General features: G+C 45.3%; 14 protein-coding genes. 11 read left to right on the plus strand and 3 right to left on the minus strand.

Annotated features, from left to right (window positions below):
- Positions 1 to 52 precede the first annotated feature (52 nt).
- Positions 53 to 1486, plus strand: a complete 1434-nt coding sequence (gene hldE / locus ACRRS1_RS03640; protein ID WP_432460932.1) for a bifunctional D-glycero-beta-D-manno-heptose-7-phosphate kinase/D-glycero-beta-D-manno-heptose 1-phosphate adenylyltransferase HldE — start codon at positions 53 to 55, stop codon at positions 1484 to 1486.
- A gap of 112 nt (positions 1487 to 1598) precedes the next feature.
- Here hldE and tolC read toward each other — a convergent pair whose 3' ends face one another.
- Complete coding sequence (tolC, locus tag ACRRS1_RS03645) at positions 1599 to 2924, minus strand: outer membrane channel protein TolC (RefSeq protein WP_432454514.1); 1326 nt, start codon at positions 2922 to 2924, stop codon at positions 1599 to 1601.
- 248 nt (positions 2925 to 3172) lie between these two features.
- Between tolC and nudF the strand changes: the two genes are divergently transcribed.
- The 10 genes from nudF to ACRRS1_RS03695 all read left to right on the plus strand — a co-directional run bounded on the left by nudF (position 3173) and on the right by ACRRS1_RS03695 (position 14361).
- Entirely contained in the window at positions 3173 to 3823 is a 651-nt protein-coding gene (gene nudF, locus ACRRS1_RS03650; RefSeq protein WP_432454513.1) for an ADP-ribose diphosphatase, read from the plus strand.
- On the plus strand, positions 3813 to 4250 hold the full coding sequence (locus ACRRS1_RS03655) for a DUF1249 domain-containing protein (protein ID WP_432454512.1): 438 nt from the start codon (positions 3813 to 3815) through the stop codon (positions 4248 to 4250). The genes nudF and ACRRS1_RS03655 overlap by 11 nt, the downstream gene beginning before the upstream one ends.
- 20 nt (positions 4251 to 4270) lie before the next feature.
- Entirely contained in the window at positions 4271 to 5095 is an 825-nt protein-coding gene (gene cpdA / locus ACRRS1_RS03660; protein ID WP_432454511.1) for a 3',5'-cyclic-AMP phosphodiesterase, read from the plus strand.
- Positions 5096 to 5167: 72 nt separating this feature from the next.
- Positions 5168 to 5680: a YqiA/YcfP family alpha/beta fold hydrolase gene (locus ACRRS1_RS03665; protein WP_432454510.1), complete on the plus strand. Its 513-nt coding sequence runs from the start codon at positions 5168 to 5170 to the stop codon at positions 5678 to 5680.
- Between the two features lie 11 nt (positions 5681 to 5691).
- Positions 5692 to 7584: a DNA topoisomerase IV subunit B gene (parE, locus tag ACRRS1_RS03670; protein WP_432454509.1), complete on the plus strand. Its 1893-nt coding sequence runs from the start codon at positions 5692 to 5694 to the stop codon at positions 7582 to 7584.
- A 13-nt stretch (positions 7585 to 7597) separates the two neighbouring features.
- Entirely contained in the window at positions 7598 to 9994 is a 2397-nt protein-coding gene (locus ACRRS1_RS03675) for a putative bifunctional diguanylate cyclase/phosphodiesterase (protein ID WP_432468374.1), read from the plus strand.
- Positions 9995 to 10007: 13 nt separating this feature from the next.
- Positions 10008 to 12299, plus strand: coding sequence for a DNA topoisomerase IV subunit A (gene parC / locus ACRRS1_RS03680; protein ID WP_432460938.1), 2292 nt, complete (start codon positions 10008 to 10010; stop codon positions 12297 to 12299).
- A 73-nt stretch (positions 12300 to 12372) separates the two neighbouring features.
- Positions 12373 to 13158, plus strand: coding sequence for a 1-acylglycerol-3-phosphate O-acyltransferase (locus ACRRS1_RS03685; RefSeq protein ID WP_432468372.1), 786 nt, complete (start codon positions 12373 to 12375; stop codon positions 13156 to 13158).
- The gene (gene rraB / locus ACRRS1_RS03690; protein ID WP_432454505.1) at positions 13155 to 13529 is read left to right on the plus strand and encodes a ribonuclease E inhibitor RraB; all 375 of its coding nucleotides are present in this window, start codon (positions 13155 to 13157) and stop codon (positions 13527 to 13529) included. Before ACRRS1_RS03685 ends, rraB begins: the two co-directional genes overlap by 4 nt.
- An 85-nt stretch (positions 13530 to 13614) precedes the next feature.
- Entirely contained in the window at positions 13615 to 14361 is a 747-nt protein-coding gene (locus ACRRS1_RS03695) for a substrate-binding periplasmic protein (protein ID WP_432468371.1), read from the plus strand.
- 16 nt (positions 14362 to 14377) lie between these two features.
- Here ACRRS1_RS03695 and ACRRS1_RS03700 read toward each other — a convergent pair whose 3' ends face one another.
- Together ACRRS1_RS03700 and ACRRS1_RS03705 are read right to left on the minus strand one after the other, a co-directional pair.
- Positions 14378 to 15079, minus strand: coding sequence for a DUF445 domain-containing protein (locus ACRRS1_RS03700; RefSeq protein WP_432454503.1), 702 nt, complete (start codon positions 15077 to 15079; stop codon positions 14378 to 14380).
- A 61-nt stretch (positions 15080 to 15140) separates the two neighbouring features.
- Positions 15141 to 18014 carry a valine--tRNA ligase gene (locus ACRRS1_RS03705; RefSeq protein ID WP_432468370.1) on the minus strand — a complete coding sequence of 958 codons (2874 nt, stop codon included), beginning with the start codon at positions 18012 to 18014 and terminating at the stop codon, positions 15141 to 15143.
- Position 18015: the final 1 nt, after the last annotated feature.

Raw genomic sequence — 18015 nt, forward strand, 5'->3', positions numbered from 1 at the left:
GATTTTTAACTATGATAAACTGTTCGCAATTTATTTTCGATGAGAGTGAGTAATGCGAATAACCCTCCCTGAGTTTTCTCAAGCTAAGGTGCTAGTTGTTGGTGACGTGATGTTAGACCGATATTGGCAAGGACCTACTGGACGAATATCTCCAGAGGCACCAGTTCCAGTGGTGAAAGTTGAGCAAATTGAAGAGCGCCCTGGTGGTGCAGCGAATGTCGCCTTAAACGCGGTCGCTTTGGGTGCCAGTTCAACTTTACTCGGCATGAGTGGTGACGATGAGGCATGCCATGCCTTAGAAAACCAGCTAGCCGCAGTGGGAGTGAGTTGTCAGTTCAGTAAATTTGCTGATTATCCCACGATTACTAAATTGCGGGTATTAAGCCGTCATCAGCAGTTGATCCGTCTGGATTTTGAAGAGAGCTTTCATAAGGTAGATAGTCAAGACTTGCGTGATCGTTTTACCCAACAGATCAACCAGCATCAAGTGGTGATATTATCCGATTACAATAAAGGTGCATTGAATCGGGTTGGTGATTTAATCGGCTTAGCGCGTGAAGCGAAGGTGCCGGTTTTAGTCGATCCTAAGGGCAGTGCCTTTGATAAATATCGCGGCGCAACGCTGCTTACGCCTAACTTCTCTGAATTTGAAACAGTGGTTGGTGCTTGTAAAGATGAGGTAGAGATCGTTCAAAAAGGTCTTCAATTAATTGATGAATTAGATTTGCAAGCCTTGCTGGTGACGCGCAGTGAGCACGGAATGACCCTGATTCGTAAGGGGCAAGATGCTTTGCATTTGGCCGCCTTAGCGCAAGAAGTCTATGATGTCACGGGTGCTGGTGATACGGTTATTTCTACTTTAGCCTGTGCCCTTGCAGCGGGTGCTAGCCTAGAAGATGCCTGCGCTTTAGCCAATGTGGCCGCTGGTATTGTGGTGGGTAAGTTAGGGACCTCGACGGTGTCGACCATTGAACTTGCCAACGCAGTATATGGTCATCAGGAAACCGGTTTTGGGGTGTTGAATGAACAGCAGTTAAAACAAGCTTTAGACGCTGCCCATCGTCGTGGTGAAAAGGTTGTGATGACGAATGGCTGCTTTGATATTTTACATGCTGGTCACGTATCTTATCTTAATCACGCTCGTACTTTAGGTGATCGCTTAATCGTTGCCGTTAATAGTGATCATTCAGTGAAGCGCTTAAAAGGTGAAGGACGCCCTGTGAACAGTGTTGATCGTCGGATGGCTGTATTGGCTGGTTTGGGGGCGGTGGATTGGGTGGTTGACTTTACTGAAGATACCCCACAGCGGCTGATCGCTAGTTTGTTACCGGATTTGTTAGTCAAAGGCGGTGATTATAAACCAGAGGAAATCGCGGGTGGTGAGGAAGTGATTGCCAATGGTGGCGAGGTAAAAGTGCTTAATTTTGAGGAGGGCTGCTCTACCTCTGAGATTATTCAATCGATCCGTCAGAATCAGATTGATTAGTATGCATCATCGTCTAAAAAAGGCGCCACTGGCGCCTTTTTTATTAACCAATAATTCTCCGTGGTCATGCATTCTCTCTGTTTTTAACATTGAATGCATGACATTGGGGGATTTATTGAGCGGCCATTAAACCGGAATTAACCAATACTACGTCTTCTTCATTTAGGGTGCCTACGGCTTGTTTAAGCGACAGCATATTTAAGATGTAATCGTAACGAGCATTTGATAAATCACTTTTTGCTGAGTATAAATTACGCGTTGCATCTTGTACGTCAACGATGGTTCGAGTACCCACTTCAAAACCTGCTTCGGTGGCTTCCAGAGCGCTTTGAGATGAGACAACCGTTTGCTCGAAGGCTTTTACCGAGCCGATACTCGCACTGACATTGTTGACCACCGAGTTTACAGTGCTTTGTACTGAACGATAGGTTTGCTCTAAGGCTTGAGACGCTGCAATGTAACTAAATTGAGCTTGTTTAACCTGAGAGTCAATACTGCCACCTTGGTAGATAGGCCAGTTGAATTCAAGACCGATATTGCCCGAATTCGCACTGCCACCTTGAGCATTGTCGGTCATACTATTCCCGTATTTATTGTTGTCGTAACCAATACCTGCGGTTAAATCTAAGGTTGGCGCATGACCACTTTGAGCCAATTTAATTTGCTCTTGAGAGACTTCTTTGGCAATCCGCTGAGCGTTCAACTGAAGGTTCTTATCGCTGGCAAGCTCTAACCAGTGCTTTGCGCTTTGATTTAGTTCGGCGGGATCGAAGCGTTCGGTATTTAAAATATTGAGTTGGCGATGTTCTAAACCAGTTAACTCGCGCAAGGCTTCGTAACTATTTGATAAGGTATTACTGGCTTGAATTTCTTCGGCAAGCGTTCGGTCATATTCGGCTTGTGCTTCATGAACGTCGGTAATCGCAGTTAAGCCAACATTAAACCGTTGTTTAGTTTGCTCTAGTTGACGAGCGACAGCAGCCTTGTTTGCTTGTACAAAACTAACATTATCGATGGCGCGTAATACGTTAAAGTAAGCGGTGCTCACTCGAATAATCAGATTTTGCACATCGTTGGCATACAAGGCATCGACCCGAGTCGCATCTTTTTCTGAAATGCTTAAACTGGTCCAGTTGGTTCTGGAATAGAGTGACTGGCTTAAACCTACCGATGCATTGGTATTGGTGATACTGTCGATACTGCTGTTATCGGAATTGGTATATTTTGCCCCCGCTGAAAAACCGATTTGCGGGAGTAGCGATGCTCGGGTTTGAGTTATTTTCTCAAAGGCGATGTCACGCTGCGATTTACTTTGCAAGATGACGGGATCTTTTTCTTGAGCTAATTGATAAATTTGCAATAAGTCGTCAGCTTGAGCTTGATAAGCTATCGAGCCAAAAGTACAAGCTAATATCAATGATTTCATTTTCAGCTTCATTTCGCCTTTCCTCTATTCGCCTTGGATGTGCGAAGTTTATCGGGAGTGAGTTAAATTAATTCTAGGAGTTAAACAATATGGCTTAAACAGCTAACATATTGCGAATAAATGTTAGTCTATCTCAGCTTTAACTTTAGATTAAGACTTAGTTAAGAAAAATCATAATAGATTGTAGTCAATCTGTCATTGGATCATTAAGAGTCGGCAAATTATATACTAAATCGCCAAACAAAGGGGACTAGATTCATATGCTTAAGTTGAAAAACCTGAGTCAGTTTTCTCATCAAGACATGGAAATACAGACGGTAGAGGATGTCTATAAAGGTTTCTTTAAATTAAAGCGTTACACCTTGCGTCACCGTTTGTACCAAGGGGGGTGGAGTCAGTGGTTTCAGCGTGAAATGTTAGACCGAGGTCATGCGGCAGCAATTTTGCTTTTTGATCCGCTACTTGACCAAGTCGTTTTAGTTGAGCAATTTAGGATCGGTGCGGTCGAAACTGGAGCCAGTCCTTGGTTATTGGAAATCGTGGCCGGGATGCTTGATAGTAACCAACCACCATTGGATGTTGCGGTACGTGAAGCCGAAGAAGAAGCTGGGCTAAGGGTGAAGCGAGTGATTTCGTGTAATAGTTTTTTACCGGGCGCGGGAGGCTTAAGTGAGCGCATTCATTTGTACCTCGGTGAAGTTGATGCAAGCCAAGCGGGTGGTGTTCATGGATTGGAAAATGAAAATGAAGACATATTGGTGAAAGTTTTAAGTCGCGAACAAGCCTTCGAATGGGTACAATCGGGCCTGATTGATAATGCTGCGGCTGTAATTGCGATTCAATGGTTGCAGCTAAATTTGCAGAAAGTGTTGCTGCAATGGCAAAATAATGGCGTTGCAGATGCAGGCTAAAAAACTTGGTCGTTATCGCGTAAATCTTGAGCAACTGATGCAGCTTTATGCTGCTAATTATGTCTTGCTGATGCGCCTATTCCCGACTGAGCTTAGCCGTGGACAGACACTACGATTACAGCCACAAATTGGTGAAGACTACCAGCTCGAGTGTAAAGAACGTACGCGTTATACCTCGCTGTATGAGATCAGACAAACTGGTCGCCAAGCGCATCAGTATTTACGATCTCAGCTGATTGTGCGCTTGTATCACGATGCGCGCTTGGCGGAAGTGTGTGCTAGTCAGCAGATTTATAAGCTAAAACCAAGGTATGATTATCCTAATAAAAAGATGCATCATCGTGACGAAAAGCATCAAATAAATCAGTTTCTTAATGACTGGTTGGCATTTTGTTTAAAACAGCGGATGAAAGTAGAGTTTGAATAATCAAGCTCCAAGAAAAGATTGTGGCATTTACTAAATTAAATATTAATACAGCAGAAGATGGCAGTGTGCATTTGTTGCAAGTGACTGATACCCACCTTTTCGCTGATGAACGTACCGGGTTGCTAGGCGTTAATACTTGCGACAGTTTTAGTGCTGTGTTGTCGAACATCCAACAAGACCAAATTCCCTTTGATTACATTCTGGCCACTGGCGATTTGTCTCAAGATCACAGTAAACGTTCCTATCAACGTTTCGCTGAAAAAATTGCGCAGTTAGAGAAGCCTTGCTTTTGGTTGCCGGGGAATCATGATCTACAAGGAAACATGGACACGCTTGAACAACATGGGATTTTAACCGCCAAGCAGTTAGTCAGTGAACATTGGCAAATCATCATGTTAGATACTCAAGTGGCGGGAGAGCCGCATGGTTCATTGAGTCAGTCACAGTTAGATCGCTTAGCCAAGGCTTTAGCTGAGTATCCTGATAAACATGTACTCATCGCAATGCATCATCAAAGTATTCCTGTGGGGAGTAAGTGGTTAGATCAGCATAATTTGAAAAATGCAGATGCTTTTTTTGCTGTGATCGCCAACTATCCAAATGTGCGAGGAGTTATTTTTGGTCATGTGCATCAAAACTATGAGTTTCAGTTTGATGGCATCGCTTATATTGCAACACCAAGTACTTGTATTCAGTTTTTACCGTTGTCGGCAAATTTTGCTCTTGATCACCAACAACCGGGCTGGCGTTACTTGCAGTTAACTAAAGAGGGGCGAATTGCCACTCGTTTACGTCGTTTATCTGAGCGAAGTTTTCTTCCGGATCCAAAATCTAAAGGTTATTGAGTGGAGCAAGCGTCAGTTTTATTGTATTTACATGGTTTTAATAGTTCGCCTTATTCTGCGAAGGCGCAAGTTATGGCGAACTATGTCGCAGAAAATGCACCACATATTCAGTTTTTATGTCCTCAGTTAGCCTGTTATCCACAGCAAGCTTGGGAGCAAATTTCCCAGTTATTAGAATCAAATCATGATGCTCGTTTAGGTGTTATTGGTAGTTCTCTTGGTGGCTTTTTGGCGACCAAAGTGGCGCAACAAACGGGCGCTCCTGCGGTACTGGTTAATCCAGCAGTAAAACCATATATCTTATTAAACGACTATTTAGGGGAACAAATTAATCCCTATACTCAGCAACGTTATGACTTGCAAGCGCAGCATATACAACACTTACGACAACTGGAAGTTAGCGATTTGAGCTGTCAACAACAGTTATGGGCGTTGTTACAAACGGGTGATGAAGTGCTGGACTTTAGGCTAGCGGTCACCGAGTATAAAGGCGCAAAATTCACTATTGAAGAGGGCGGAGACCACAGCTTTCAAGGCTTTGAACGCCATTGTGGTGCTATTCTCGACTTCTTGGCTCTTAGGTAAATATTTCCATCATGGCTGACCAATATAATTCCGACTCTATTGAAGTATTAAGTGGCTTAGATCCGGTAAAACGCCGACCTGGCATGTATACCGATACCACTCGTCCCAATCACTTAGCACAAGAAGTCATCGATAACAGTGTGGATGAGGCGCTTGCCGGTCACGCTCGGTCTATTATCGTTACCTTATACGCAGATCAATCTATCGAAGTGGTCGATGACGGTCGTGGCATGCCTACCGATATTCATCCGGAAGAGAAGGTGAGTGGTGTTGAGCTGATTTTTACTCGCTTGCATGCGGGGGGCAAATTCTCGAATGAGCATTACCAATTTTCTGGAGGGCTACACGGGGTTGGTATTTCGGTGGTTAACGCCTTATCTTCCCGGGTCGAAGTGCAGGTTCGTCGTGATAGCCAGGTCTATGAAATGGCCTTTGAAGATGGGAACAAGGTTCAAGAGTTAGCGGTTACTGGCAGTGTCGGCAAACGTAATAGCGGAACCAAAGTTCGGTTTTGGCCAACCCCAAGTTATTTTGATAACCCTAAGTTTTCGGTTTCACGGCTGCGTCATTTGTTGCGAGCTAAAGCGGTATTGTGTCCAGGCTTAAATATTAAGTTTATTGATAAAATTAGTAATCAGCAGGATGAATGGTATTACGAAGATGGTTTAAAAGACTATTTAAGTCAGTCCTTTAAAGATTACATTAGTCTGCCAGACGACCCCTTTACCGGCGCTTTTAGTAGCAATGTAGAGGCTGTAGATTGGGCGGTGAGTTGGTTGCCTGAAGGTGGCGAAAGTATCACCGAAAGTTATGTGAACTTAATTCCTACCGCGCAAGGCGGAACTCATGTGAATGGTTTACGGCAAGGCCTACTCGATGCGATGCGAGAGTTTTGTGAGTTTCGTAATATTTTGCCGCGAGGTCTGAAATTGACGCCGGACGATGTCTGGGACCGTTGTTGCTATGTGTTATCGGTAAAAATGCAAGATCCACAATTTGCCGGACAAACTAAAGAGCGTTTGTCGTCTCGACAGTCAGCAGCTTTTGTTTCTGGGGTTGTCAAAGATGCCTTTAGTTTGTGGCTAAATAGTAATACCGATCAAGCCGAACTGCTTGCCGAAGTGTTTATTAACAATGCGCAACGGCGAATGCGTTCCAGTAAAAAAATTGCTCGTAAGAAAGTGACATCGGGACCAGCCTTACCAGGGAAACTGACTGATTGTACGAGTCAGGATCCGCTGGCTGGGGAACTGTTTTTGGTGGAAGGTGACTCGGCGGGAGGCAGTGCGAAGCAGGCGCGTGAACGAGAGATCCAAGCGGTGATGCCCTTACGGGGTAAAATTCTCAACACTTGGGAAGTGGACGGGAGTGAGGTTCTGGGCTCGCAAGAGGTTCATGACATCTCGGTGGCCATCGGTATTGATCCTGATAGTCATGATTTAAGCGGCTTACGTTACGGTAAAATCTGTATTTTGGCGGATGCTGACTCCGACGGTTTACATATTGCCACGCTATTATGCGCATTGTTTATGATGCACTTTAGGCCATTGGTCGAGCAAGGGCATATCTATGTGGCGATGCCTCCTTTGTATCGAATTGATGTGGGTAAAGAAGTGTTCTATGCCCTCGATGAAGATGAAAAACAAGGCATATTAGATCGTATCGAAGCCGAAAAGAAACGCGGTAAAGTGAATGTACAGCGCTTTAAGGGATTGGGTGAAATGAACCCTCTACAATTGCGCGAAACCACCATGGATCCTAATACACGACGTTTGGTTCAGCTCACTATTGATGAAGAGCACGCAACTTTGCAGTTGATGGATATGCTGCTCGCGAAGAAGCGCGCAGGTGATCGGAAGCAATGGTTAGAAACCAAGGGAAACATGGCCTCTGACTTGGTATAGGGTAGCCTAAAAAATGCGAGATCTTCGACTTGGCTTAGCAACGAAGGCGTTGTTGTTGCTGTGCGGTGTATTGTTGATTAGTTTGGTGGGCCTCATCAGCTTTAATCATGACAATTTGCAGAGTTTCTTCAGAGACAGTCGAACCAATGTCATTGCAGATCAAAATTATCAATTACAAAAATATTATGACGATGTATTTACGCGTTTAAATTCCTTTAATGCCAGCCAAGCATATCGTTTTGAGAAAGCTAAGTCCGAGGATTTAGCAATGGTATTTGATTCTTTTTGGCAAGATCTAAAGAACTATACAGAGCTACCCATTCGCAGTTTAACCCTTGTGGTGCCTGAGCTGGGAGAGCGTTATGATTTCGGTTATTTAGAGCATAGCCAAAAAGCGACCGATTGGATGTTACAAGCGCATCAACCGCTTTCTTGGATCTTAGATTGCCCGTTAAGCTGCCGAGTGATCGTTGCTACTCATTTTAAGGTGGGTGAGCAACAGACAGATTATCAAGCCTTTTACAGCATCGACGCCTTGCGGTTATTGGAATTGTTTCCTGCCAGTCGAGGCAGCCACCATTTTATGCTCGAGCTGAACGACGATGCCTCCTTGCATTTATTATATGCCGAATCGATGTATCGTCAGTCAATCGCTAACATGTTGACCAAGCTTGACAGCCATTCGATTGTAAATGGTCTTGAGCAATTTAATAGTGAATGGGGTTTGAGTGAATTACATGCTTTTCCGATAAAACGAAACCTCGGTAACAAGCCGGTTTATTACGCCATTATCAATGACATTAATAGCCAATCTCAGCTGCTTAATCGGGCAAATTATAACAACATGTTGTTTGGCATGGCAGCCTTGGTTATCGCAGGTGCGATTGTTATTTTCTGCTTGAGTCCTTCATTGCGACGGATCCGACAAACCATCGATCACTTACCCTTATTGGCGCGCTCATCACATAATCTATTTCGGCGTAATTTGGAAAGTACAGGTAAACGGGTATTGCCTGATGAGTCCGATGAACTGAATCACGCCTTGGTTCGATTGTCTTATCAATTGGAAGCATTAGAACAACAATTGAAGAGCCGCGCTGAAGAGCTAGAGTGGGTTGCTAATTATGATAACCTCACCGATCTGCCGAATCGTCGTAAGTTTGAGCGAGTCTTGAATCAAATGGTTGAAGAGCAACGTTTTGGTTGCTTGTTGATGGTGGATTTAGATAATTTTAAATATGTGAATGATATTAGTGGTCACGGTGCTGGTGATGAAATGCTTTGCCAAGTCTCGGCTAGCTTAGAGCGCTTGCTACCAAACGATAGTATTTTAGCGCGCATCAGTGGCGATGAATTTGCGATTTATCTTGAAGATACCGGTTTAGCCTATGCTGAAGTCGCGGCACAACGGATCATTAGCTTATTGGCCCAAGTTCGAGTACCGGGACACAACATCATTCATACCACTTCGGCTTGTGTCGGAATTGTTGCTTTTCCTGAACATGGCAGTAGCTTTGAAGAGTTGATGGCAAAAGCCGATATTTGCAACAATCAAGCGAAAGAGCGTGGTAAAAACTGTGTGGTAAGTTTTGAAGCGGAGAATAGCGATTCGGAGCTCGCTAAAAAACACTTTTGGTTGGACTTGGCACAACATGCTATCGAACGCGACCGTTTGGAACTGTTTTATCAACCGATCATGAACAATAAGCTGAATAAGGTTGAGCATTACGAGGTTTTATTACGGGTTCGAGATGAACAAGATCGTTTACATTCCCCCTATCAACTTATTTTAGCAGCAGAGAAGAATGGCCAGATCGACAAAATCGATTTATGGGTCGTGCAACAGGCCTTGCAGCAGATGGAAACCAATCTGCGTTGTGGTTATACCGATAAGTTGGCGATAAACTTATCGGCACGCTCCTTCTGCAGTGAAAAGGTTATAGCCCGGATTGCCCGAGAATTTGTGAGTCGTAATATTGCTGGCGAAATGATTATTTTTGAAATCACCGAAACAGCAGCGTTACCAAACATGCAGCAAGCAGAAGAGCATATACGGCGTTTGAAGGCACTTGGTTGTGCGATTGCATTAGATGATTTTGGGGTCGGTTATTCTTCGTTTCACTCGCTGAAACAGTTACCCTTTGATTACTTAAAAATTGATGGCTCTTTTGTTCGAGAAATTTTGAATCAACACCAAGATAAGGTGTTTATTCAGGCCTTGGTTGGTATTGCCAATCAATTGGGCCACAAGACCATTGCTGAATTTGTTGAATCGGAAGCATTAAATAACGAACTGATTAAATTGGGAGTTGATTACTCTCAGGGTTATTACATTGGTAAACCAGCTAGCGCACGCTATTTCTGGCAATTTGACAAAGCATCCGCAGTGCTAGCTTTGCAAGGAACATAAAAGGTTATAGAGCATGAGTAGTGCGAATGAACTCAGTTTAGATGGCATAGAACGTCAATCGATGAGCACTTTTACTGAGCAAGCGTATTTAAATTATTCCATGTACGTCATCATGGATCGCGCCTTGCCCCATATTGGTGATGGATTAAAGCCAGTACAGCGCAGAATTATTTATGCGATGTCTGAATTGGGGTTATCGGCTAACGCAAAATATAAGAAATCGGCACGTACCGTGGGGGACGTTTTGGGTAAGTATCATCCGCATGGTGATTCTGCCTGTTATGAAGCGATGGTATTGATGGCTCAACCATTCTCCTATCGCCATCCCTTAGTGGATGGTCAGGGAAACTGGGGCGCGCCAGATGATCCAAAATCTTTTGCTGCGATGCGTTATACCGAAGCGAAATTGTCGAAATTTTCTGAGGTTTTACTGAGCGAGCTGGGCCAAGGAACCTGTGATTGGGTACCTAATTTCGATGGCACCATGAATGAGCCGAAAGTGCTGCCCGCACGTTTGCCGCACATTTTACTGAACGGGGTCACCGGGATTGCAGTGGGAATGGCCACCGATATCCCACCGCACAACGTGGGTGAAATTGCCAAGGCTTGTGTTCATCTTCTGGATAATCCGAAGGCTGAATTGAGTGAGTTGCTCGAATTTGTACAAGCGCCCGATTATCCAACTGAAGCGGAAATAATTACCCCGAGACGCGATATTCGCAAGATTTATGAAACGGGCCGTGGCTCGGTGAAGATGCGAGCCGTATTCCACACCGAAGATGGTGACATTGTGATTACGGCTTTACCGCATCAGGTCTCGGGAGCCAAAGTTCTGGAACAGATCGCGGCACAAATGCAAGCGAAGAAGCTGCCGATGGTGGTGGATTTGCGTGATGAATCGGATCATGAAAACCCAACTCGAATTGTGGTGATACCGCGCTCTAATCGAGTGGATGTTGACCAATTAATGAATCACTTGTTTGCATCCACCGATTTAGAGCGAAATTACCGAGTCAACCTTAATATGTTGGGGCTTGATAATCGGCCTCAAGTGAAAGGCTTGTTACAGATCTTAAGTGAATGGTTGCGGTTTCGCCGCGATGTGGTGCGCCGTCGACTGCAATATCGTTTAGACAAGGTATTAGCTCGTTTACATATTTTGGATGGCTTGCTGATTGCCTTCCTCAATATTGATGAAGTGATTGAAATCATTCGAACCGAAGACGAGCCTAAAGCGGCGCTGATGGCGCGTTTTGGCTTATCGAATAAACAAGCTGAAGCGATCCTTGAAATTAAATTGCGTCAGTTGGCTAAGTTAGAAGAAATTAAGATCCGAGCCGAACAAGCAGAGTTAGCTGAAGAGCGCGATAAGCTGGAGAAGCTACTGGGTAGCGAACGTCGACTCAGCACGCTGATCAAGAAGGAAATACTTGCTGATGCCGAAACCTATGGTAACGCACGTCGTTCTCCACTGATGGAGCGTGCAGAAGCAAAAGCCCTGAGTGAAAAAGAGCTGATGCCAAACGAAGCTATTACCGTGGTCTTGTCAGAAAAAGGTTGGGCAAGAGCGGCTAAGGGCCATGAGGTTGATGCTAAAGCCTTGAGTTACAAGTCGGGGGATGTCTTTTTAAGTAGTGCTTATGGACGCAGTAATCAGCAGGCAGTATTTTTAGATACAGCAGGACGCAGTTATGCGCTCGATTCACATACCTTGCCCTCGGCTCGTAGCCAAGGAGAGCCATTGACGGGTCGCTTTAATTTGGCGGCAGGGGAAGTATTCTGCAATGTCGTGATGGCCAATGACGAACAGCGCTACTTGGTGGCCTCCGATGCCGGTTATGGTTTTATCGGTAAGTTTAGCGATATGCTAAGCAAGAATAAAAATGGTAAGGCGTTTTTGAGTTTACCTGCGGGCAGTAAGGTTGTGGCACCGATTGTGGTGGACAGCTACCAGAATGATAGTTGTCTGGTCATCTCTAATGAGGGAAGAATGTTGGTCTTTCCGCTCACCAGTTTGCCAGAGCTCTCTAAAGGTAAAGGGAATAAGTTAATTAGTATTCCTAGTGCAAGAGTGAAAAATCGCGAAGAATATGTGACTTTGCTGAGTGTTGTTCCGGCCGATGCTTCGGTGACTCTATTTGCGGGCAAACGCAAGTTGACTTTGAAACCGAGCGATTTGGATCATTATCGTGGGGAGCGAGGACGACGCGGTAACAAATTGCCTCGAGGCTTACAGCGCGTCGATGGCATTGAGGTCGAGGCTATCGAGACTGAGCTTGGAGAGGGGCCCAATGCAGATGCCTAAGTGTAGATTTTCAGCTTACACTTGTTCACTTAAATCTCAGCGCGTATACTGCGTGCTGTTTTAAGGGGGTGCTATGTTAGCTGTAATTCGAATTATTTTTATTGCGTTAGTGATGTTAACGGCATTTCCGTTTGTCATTTTGTATTGTTTGGTTCGACCTCGTCATCCTGACTTAGTGCATCAGATTGGCGTTTTAATTGCCAAATGTGGACGCTTTGTGGGACTTGAGGTTGAAGTTCGAGTGGTTACACAACAATTGCCAGAAAAGGCGGTATGGATAGCCAACCACCAAAATAGTTATGACATGTTTACCTTGCCATTCGCCTTGCGTAAGGGGGTGGTGTCTATCGGTAAGAAAAGTCTCGCGTTGATCCCTTTCTTTGGGCAAATTTACTGGATTACCGGTAATATTTTAATTGACCGGGATCGACGTAGTAAAGCCGCCGACACCATTAAGCAGGCGGCCGCTGCGATAGAGAGACGTCATCTGTCGGTATGGATGTTCCCTGAAGGTACTCGTAGTTATGGACGTGGCTTGCAGAGTTTTAAAACCGGAGCCTTTCATCTAGCCATGCAAGCGAAAGTTCCTATGTTACCGATCTGTTGTTCTTCAACTCATGGTCAGGTAAAACTGAACCGTTGGAACAATGGTAAGGTGATCGTTGAAGTGGGCCATGCTTTTTCAGTCGCAGAATGGAAAGGACAGCTGCGCAGTCACATTGCCGACTTGCATCAGCAGATGGAACAACGGATCTATGAGCTGACCATGGAAGCACGCGGTGAAGCTGCCGATTATGCCGATGTTCATCAACGAAATTTAGCCAGCCCAGCAGAGACCATGGTAGGAGAGAATACATGAGTACCCAACAATTGATTGCCGATTGGCAGGCCGAAACTGATTTAATTATTCAAGAATTATTGGCCGATGGCAGCGATCCAGATGCCGAATATACCATCGAACACCACCTTGCCAGCAACGATTTTAAAGTGCTTGAAAAAGCGGCGGTAGATGTCTTTAAAGCGGGTTATGAGGTGAGTGATGCCGAAGAAGCCGAGCTAGAAGATGGGACTAAGGTATGGTGCTTTGATGTGATTGTTGAAGTGCCGCTAGAAGCGAAAATAATCAAACAAAGTATTGAAGAATTAGCGAATATTGCCGATAAGCATAAGGTCATTTATGATGGATGGGGCACCTATTTCGAGTCTGATGAGGATGACGACGAGTCATAGAGCCTAAAATTTATCGATGAAAACGACGCCTAGGTGTCGTTTTTTTTATTACACTGAGCTATATGCTCAGGATTTAGGATAGGCTGTGTCGCTGCGTATTGTTGTTCTATTATTTTTTCTGGCTTGGCCCGTTGCCGCTATGCAGATGGTCACCGCCAACGCTAATTGGCCGCCATGGCGAGTGATTGAGGCCGATGGTAGTTTGAGCGGTATCGAGATCGATATTCTTAAGCAGCTTAGTCAGGCTCTTGATCTGGAGTTAAAGACTCAGCCCTGTGGTTGGAAACGTTGCTTAAAGTATATGGAACTTGGTGAAAGTGATGTGATGACCGGCCTCTATAAAAACGATGAGCGTGCGCAGTATATGCACTTTGTTGAGCCGCCTTACCGTAGTCATAACGACATGTGTTTTTATCAAGCGAAAATTAGACCTGTGCAGAAGCTCGATGGCTATTCTGATTTGTACTCCTTAACGATAGGGGTATTGAACAAAGTCGCTTATTTTGAACAATTTGATCAAGATCTCAAACTGTTCAAACACTATGCAACGACCGATGAAAGTTTATTTCGCCTACTACTTGGTGGCCGTATCGATACGCTGATTATGTCTTGTATTGAAGGTGATATCTTTTTAAAGCAAAGACACATGACAGGTATATTTGAGCATACCAATTATACAAAACGTAATTACCGCTCGGTTTATTTGGCCATTTCAAAACGTTCTAAGTTGATCGAGCGCGCCGCAGAAATCTCAAAGCACTTACAACAAATGTTGGACTCTGGCGAGATTACTAAAATACTCGCATCTTATGGCGTGGTAGAGCGCGATTAACGCGCGCTATCGAGTTTTATACGAGGCCATTAAGTAGGCCAAACAAGCCCCCAAAAACACCGCCCCAAACCACTAACCAGCCTAAGTGTTTTCTAATCATTTGTTGTATAATTTGCTTCACTAATTGCGGCGTGAGCTCGGCTAAGCGTTGTTCAATAATTAAAGTGATTTTTTGTTGTACGTCACCCAAGTGTTCTGGTTGCTCTAATTCTTGGCGCAAAGCCTCACTAAACTGTGGATCCTGACTAATTTGAAGGACAGCCTCTTTTAGTTTATCGATAAAAGGCTGCTCTAAGGGGGTGAGTGCTTCCTTACCACCAAACATCGCTAACATCCCGCCAAATGAAGATCCTTCGATGGTTTCCACTAAGGCATGATAAGCCGGACTAAAATCGGTTTTGTTGATGACGGGACTCAGGTTGACTTGAATTGCTTTGCCACTGGCATCGGATAAAAAGCGGTCGATGTTTTCGGCGGTAAAAAACTGGCTTAGCATCAGTTCTTTGATACCTTGCTTAAAGTCATCGAAGCGGGCTGGAATAACCCCCGAGCCATATAATCCGGGGACTTTTTCAAATAGCATATGAATGGCTATCCAGTTAGTTGCGGCACCAGATAGAGCAAATAAACCGATGGAAAACATCAGTGCTTGTTGGAAAAAATAGCCGACGCAGACCAATACGAGGGCAATCAGATTGGTGATGAAACTTTTATTCATGTTGGTTCCTCGTCTACAAATAAAAAGGTCCCCCGGCGGAGGACCCTTAACTAGACGTGATTTATAACGCAGCGATAGTCGTTTGTTGCGCGACTAGTTTTGCTTTTGCTTTGTCCATTTCGGCTAACTTAGCACGCTCTTTCGCAATCACTTGCTCAGGTGCGTTTGCCACAAACTTTTGGTTAGACAGTTTACCTGCAACTTTTGCTAAGTCCTTGTCGAGCTTTTCAAGTTGTTTGCCAATCCGCGTTAGCTCGGCTTCTTTATCGATGAGACCAGCCATGGGGATCAGTAGTTCCATGTCACCAAGTAAGGCGGTAGCAGAAGCAGGGGACGCTTCGCCTTCGGCTAACAAACTTGTACTCTCCAATTTGGCTAAAGAAGCTAAGAACGGTGCGTTATCCTTTAGGCGGCGTTGGTCTTCACTGGAGGCATTTTTCAATAAGACATTGAGTGGTTTGTTGGGACTAATGTCCATTTCACCGCGAATATTACGAATTGCCAAAATAAATTGTTTGAGCCATTCAAGATCGGCGATGGCGGCTTCATCCATACGACTTGCATCAAACTCAGGGAAAGCTTGTAACATAATGCTGTCATCCGCCTTGCCCTTGCCAGCCAACGGAGCGACTTGGCGCCAAATTGTTTCGGTGATGTAAGGGGTAATTGGATGCATCAAACGGAGTAAGCTTTCTAGTACATTTAGCAAGGTATAGCGGGTGCCACGTTGCTGTGCTTCACTGCCTTTGAACAAAATCGGCTTCGTGAGTTCTAAATACCAGCCACAGAATTGATTCCAAGTGAATTCATAGATCGTTTGTGCGGCAATATCGAAGCGATAGCTGTCGAGCGCTTCGCGGTAGGCCTTAATTGTTTGCTGATACTGACCTTCGATCCAGCGATCGGCCAGTGAAAATTCCATGTCGCCGCCGCGCTCTTGTGAAGACAGCCCGCAATCTTGCTGTTCGGTATTCATTAATACGTAGCGACTGGCGTTCCACAGCTTATTACAGAAGTTACGATAACCTTCGAGGCGGTTCATATCCCAGTTAATGTCGCGGCCAGTAGTGGCCATAGCGGCAAGAGTAAAGCGCAGCGCATCGGTACCGTGGGCTTCGATGCCACTTTCAAAGGTTTTACGAGTATCTTTTTCAATTTTCTTCGCCAGCTGCGGTTGCATCATGTTGCCACAACGCTTACTGACCAAGCTTTCGAGATCAATGCCGTCGATCATGTCTAAGGGATCGAGTACGTTCCCCTTCGATTTAGACATTTTGTCGCCGTTTTCGTCGCGGATCAGCCCGGTCACATACACCGTCTTAAAGGGAACTTGTGGCTTGTTGTTTTCATCTTTGATGAAGTACATGGTCATCATAATCATACGGGCAACCCAGAAGAAAATGATGTCGAAACCGGTGACCAATACGTTGCTGGGGTGGAAGGTAGCCAGATCGGGCGTTTTTTCCGGCCAACCTTGGGTGGCGAAAGTCCACAGTCCAGATGAGAACCAGGTATCCAGAACGTCATCGTCTTGGCGCAGACTGATATCGTCGGCTAAACCGTGTTTGCTGCGTACCTCGGCTTCGTTACGACCCACGTAAACTTTGCCTGTTTCGTCGTACCATGCAGGGATGCGGTGCCCCCACCAAAGTTGGCGAGAAATACACCAATCTTGAATGTCGCGCATCCACGAGAAGTACATATTTTCATATTGTTTAGGTACAAACTCAATTTCACCGTCTTCCACGGCTTGGGTTGCGACCTTGGCTAAGGGCGCTGCACGTACATACCATTGGTCGGTCAGCATCGGTTCAATGACCACTCCACCGCGGTCGCCGTAAGGGACGGTGTTATTGTGTTCTGCTACTTCTTCGAGCAAGCCGAGTTCATCAAACTTAGCCACAATCGCTTTGCGGGCGGCAAAGCGCTCGAGGCCTTGGTATTCGGCAGGAATGTCGGTGGCGTAAGCGTCTGATGGCTCACCTTTGCTATTAAATACTTCAGCTTCATCACGGATCTCTGCATTCAGGGTGAGAATGTTGATCATCGGCAATTGGTGGCGTTTACCTACTTCGCAGTCATTGAAGTCGTGGGCAGGGGTGATTTTCACACAACCGGTGCCTTTTTCCATGTCGGCGTGTTCATCGCCAACAATCGGAATTCGACGACCCACCAATGGCAGTTCAATAAATTTACCAATCAGGCTGTTATAACGCGGGTCTTCGGGATTTACGGCAACACCGGTATCACCCAACATGGTTTCTGGACGGGTGGTGGCAACGACTAAGTAGTTAAAGCCTTCACTGGTGGTTTCACCATCGGCCAGCGGATAGCGCAGGTGCCACATGTGGCCTTTTTGTTCTTTGTTTTCTACTTCTAGATCAGAAATTGCCGTGTGTAGTTTTGGATCCCAGTTCACCAAACGTTTACCACGATAAATTAGGTCATCTTCATAAAGACGGACGAAGGCTTCTTCAACCGCTTTAGACATCCCTTGATCCATGGTGAAGCGCTCACGTTCCCAATCAACCGAGGCGCCGAGACGACGCAATTGTTTGGTAATAGTGCCACCGGATTCGGCCTTCCAATCCCAGATCTTGTCAATAAATGCTTTACGACCGTAATCGTGCTTGGTTTTATCTTCTTCGGCGGCGATTTTACGCTCGACCACCATTTGGGTAGCGATACCGGCATGGTCGGTCCCTACTTGCCACAGGGTATTTTTACCCTGCATGCGCTGATAGCGGACCAGAGTATCCATAATGCTATCTTGAAACGCATGCCCCATATGCAAGCTGCCAGTGACGTTTGGCGGCGGGATCATGATGCTAAACGATTCTTTAGCGGTGTTGCCATGGGGCTTAAAATAGCCCTGTTGTTCCCATTCTTGATATAGCGACTGTTCAATAGCGCTGGGGTTGTAGGTCTTTTCCATT

Origin of the sequence: Agarivorans sp. Z349TD_8, assembly GCF_050870825.2 — a bacterium.
Lineage (GTDB): Bacteria > Pseudomonadota > Gammaproteobacteria > Enterobacterales > Celerinatantimonadaceae > Agarivorans.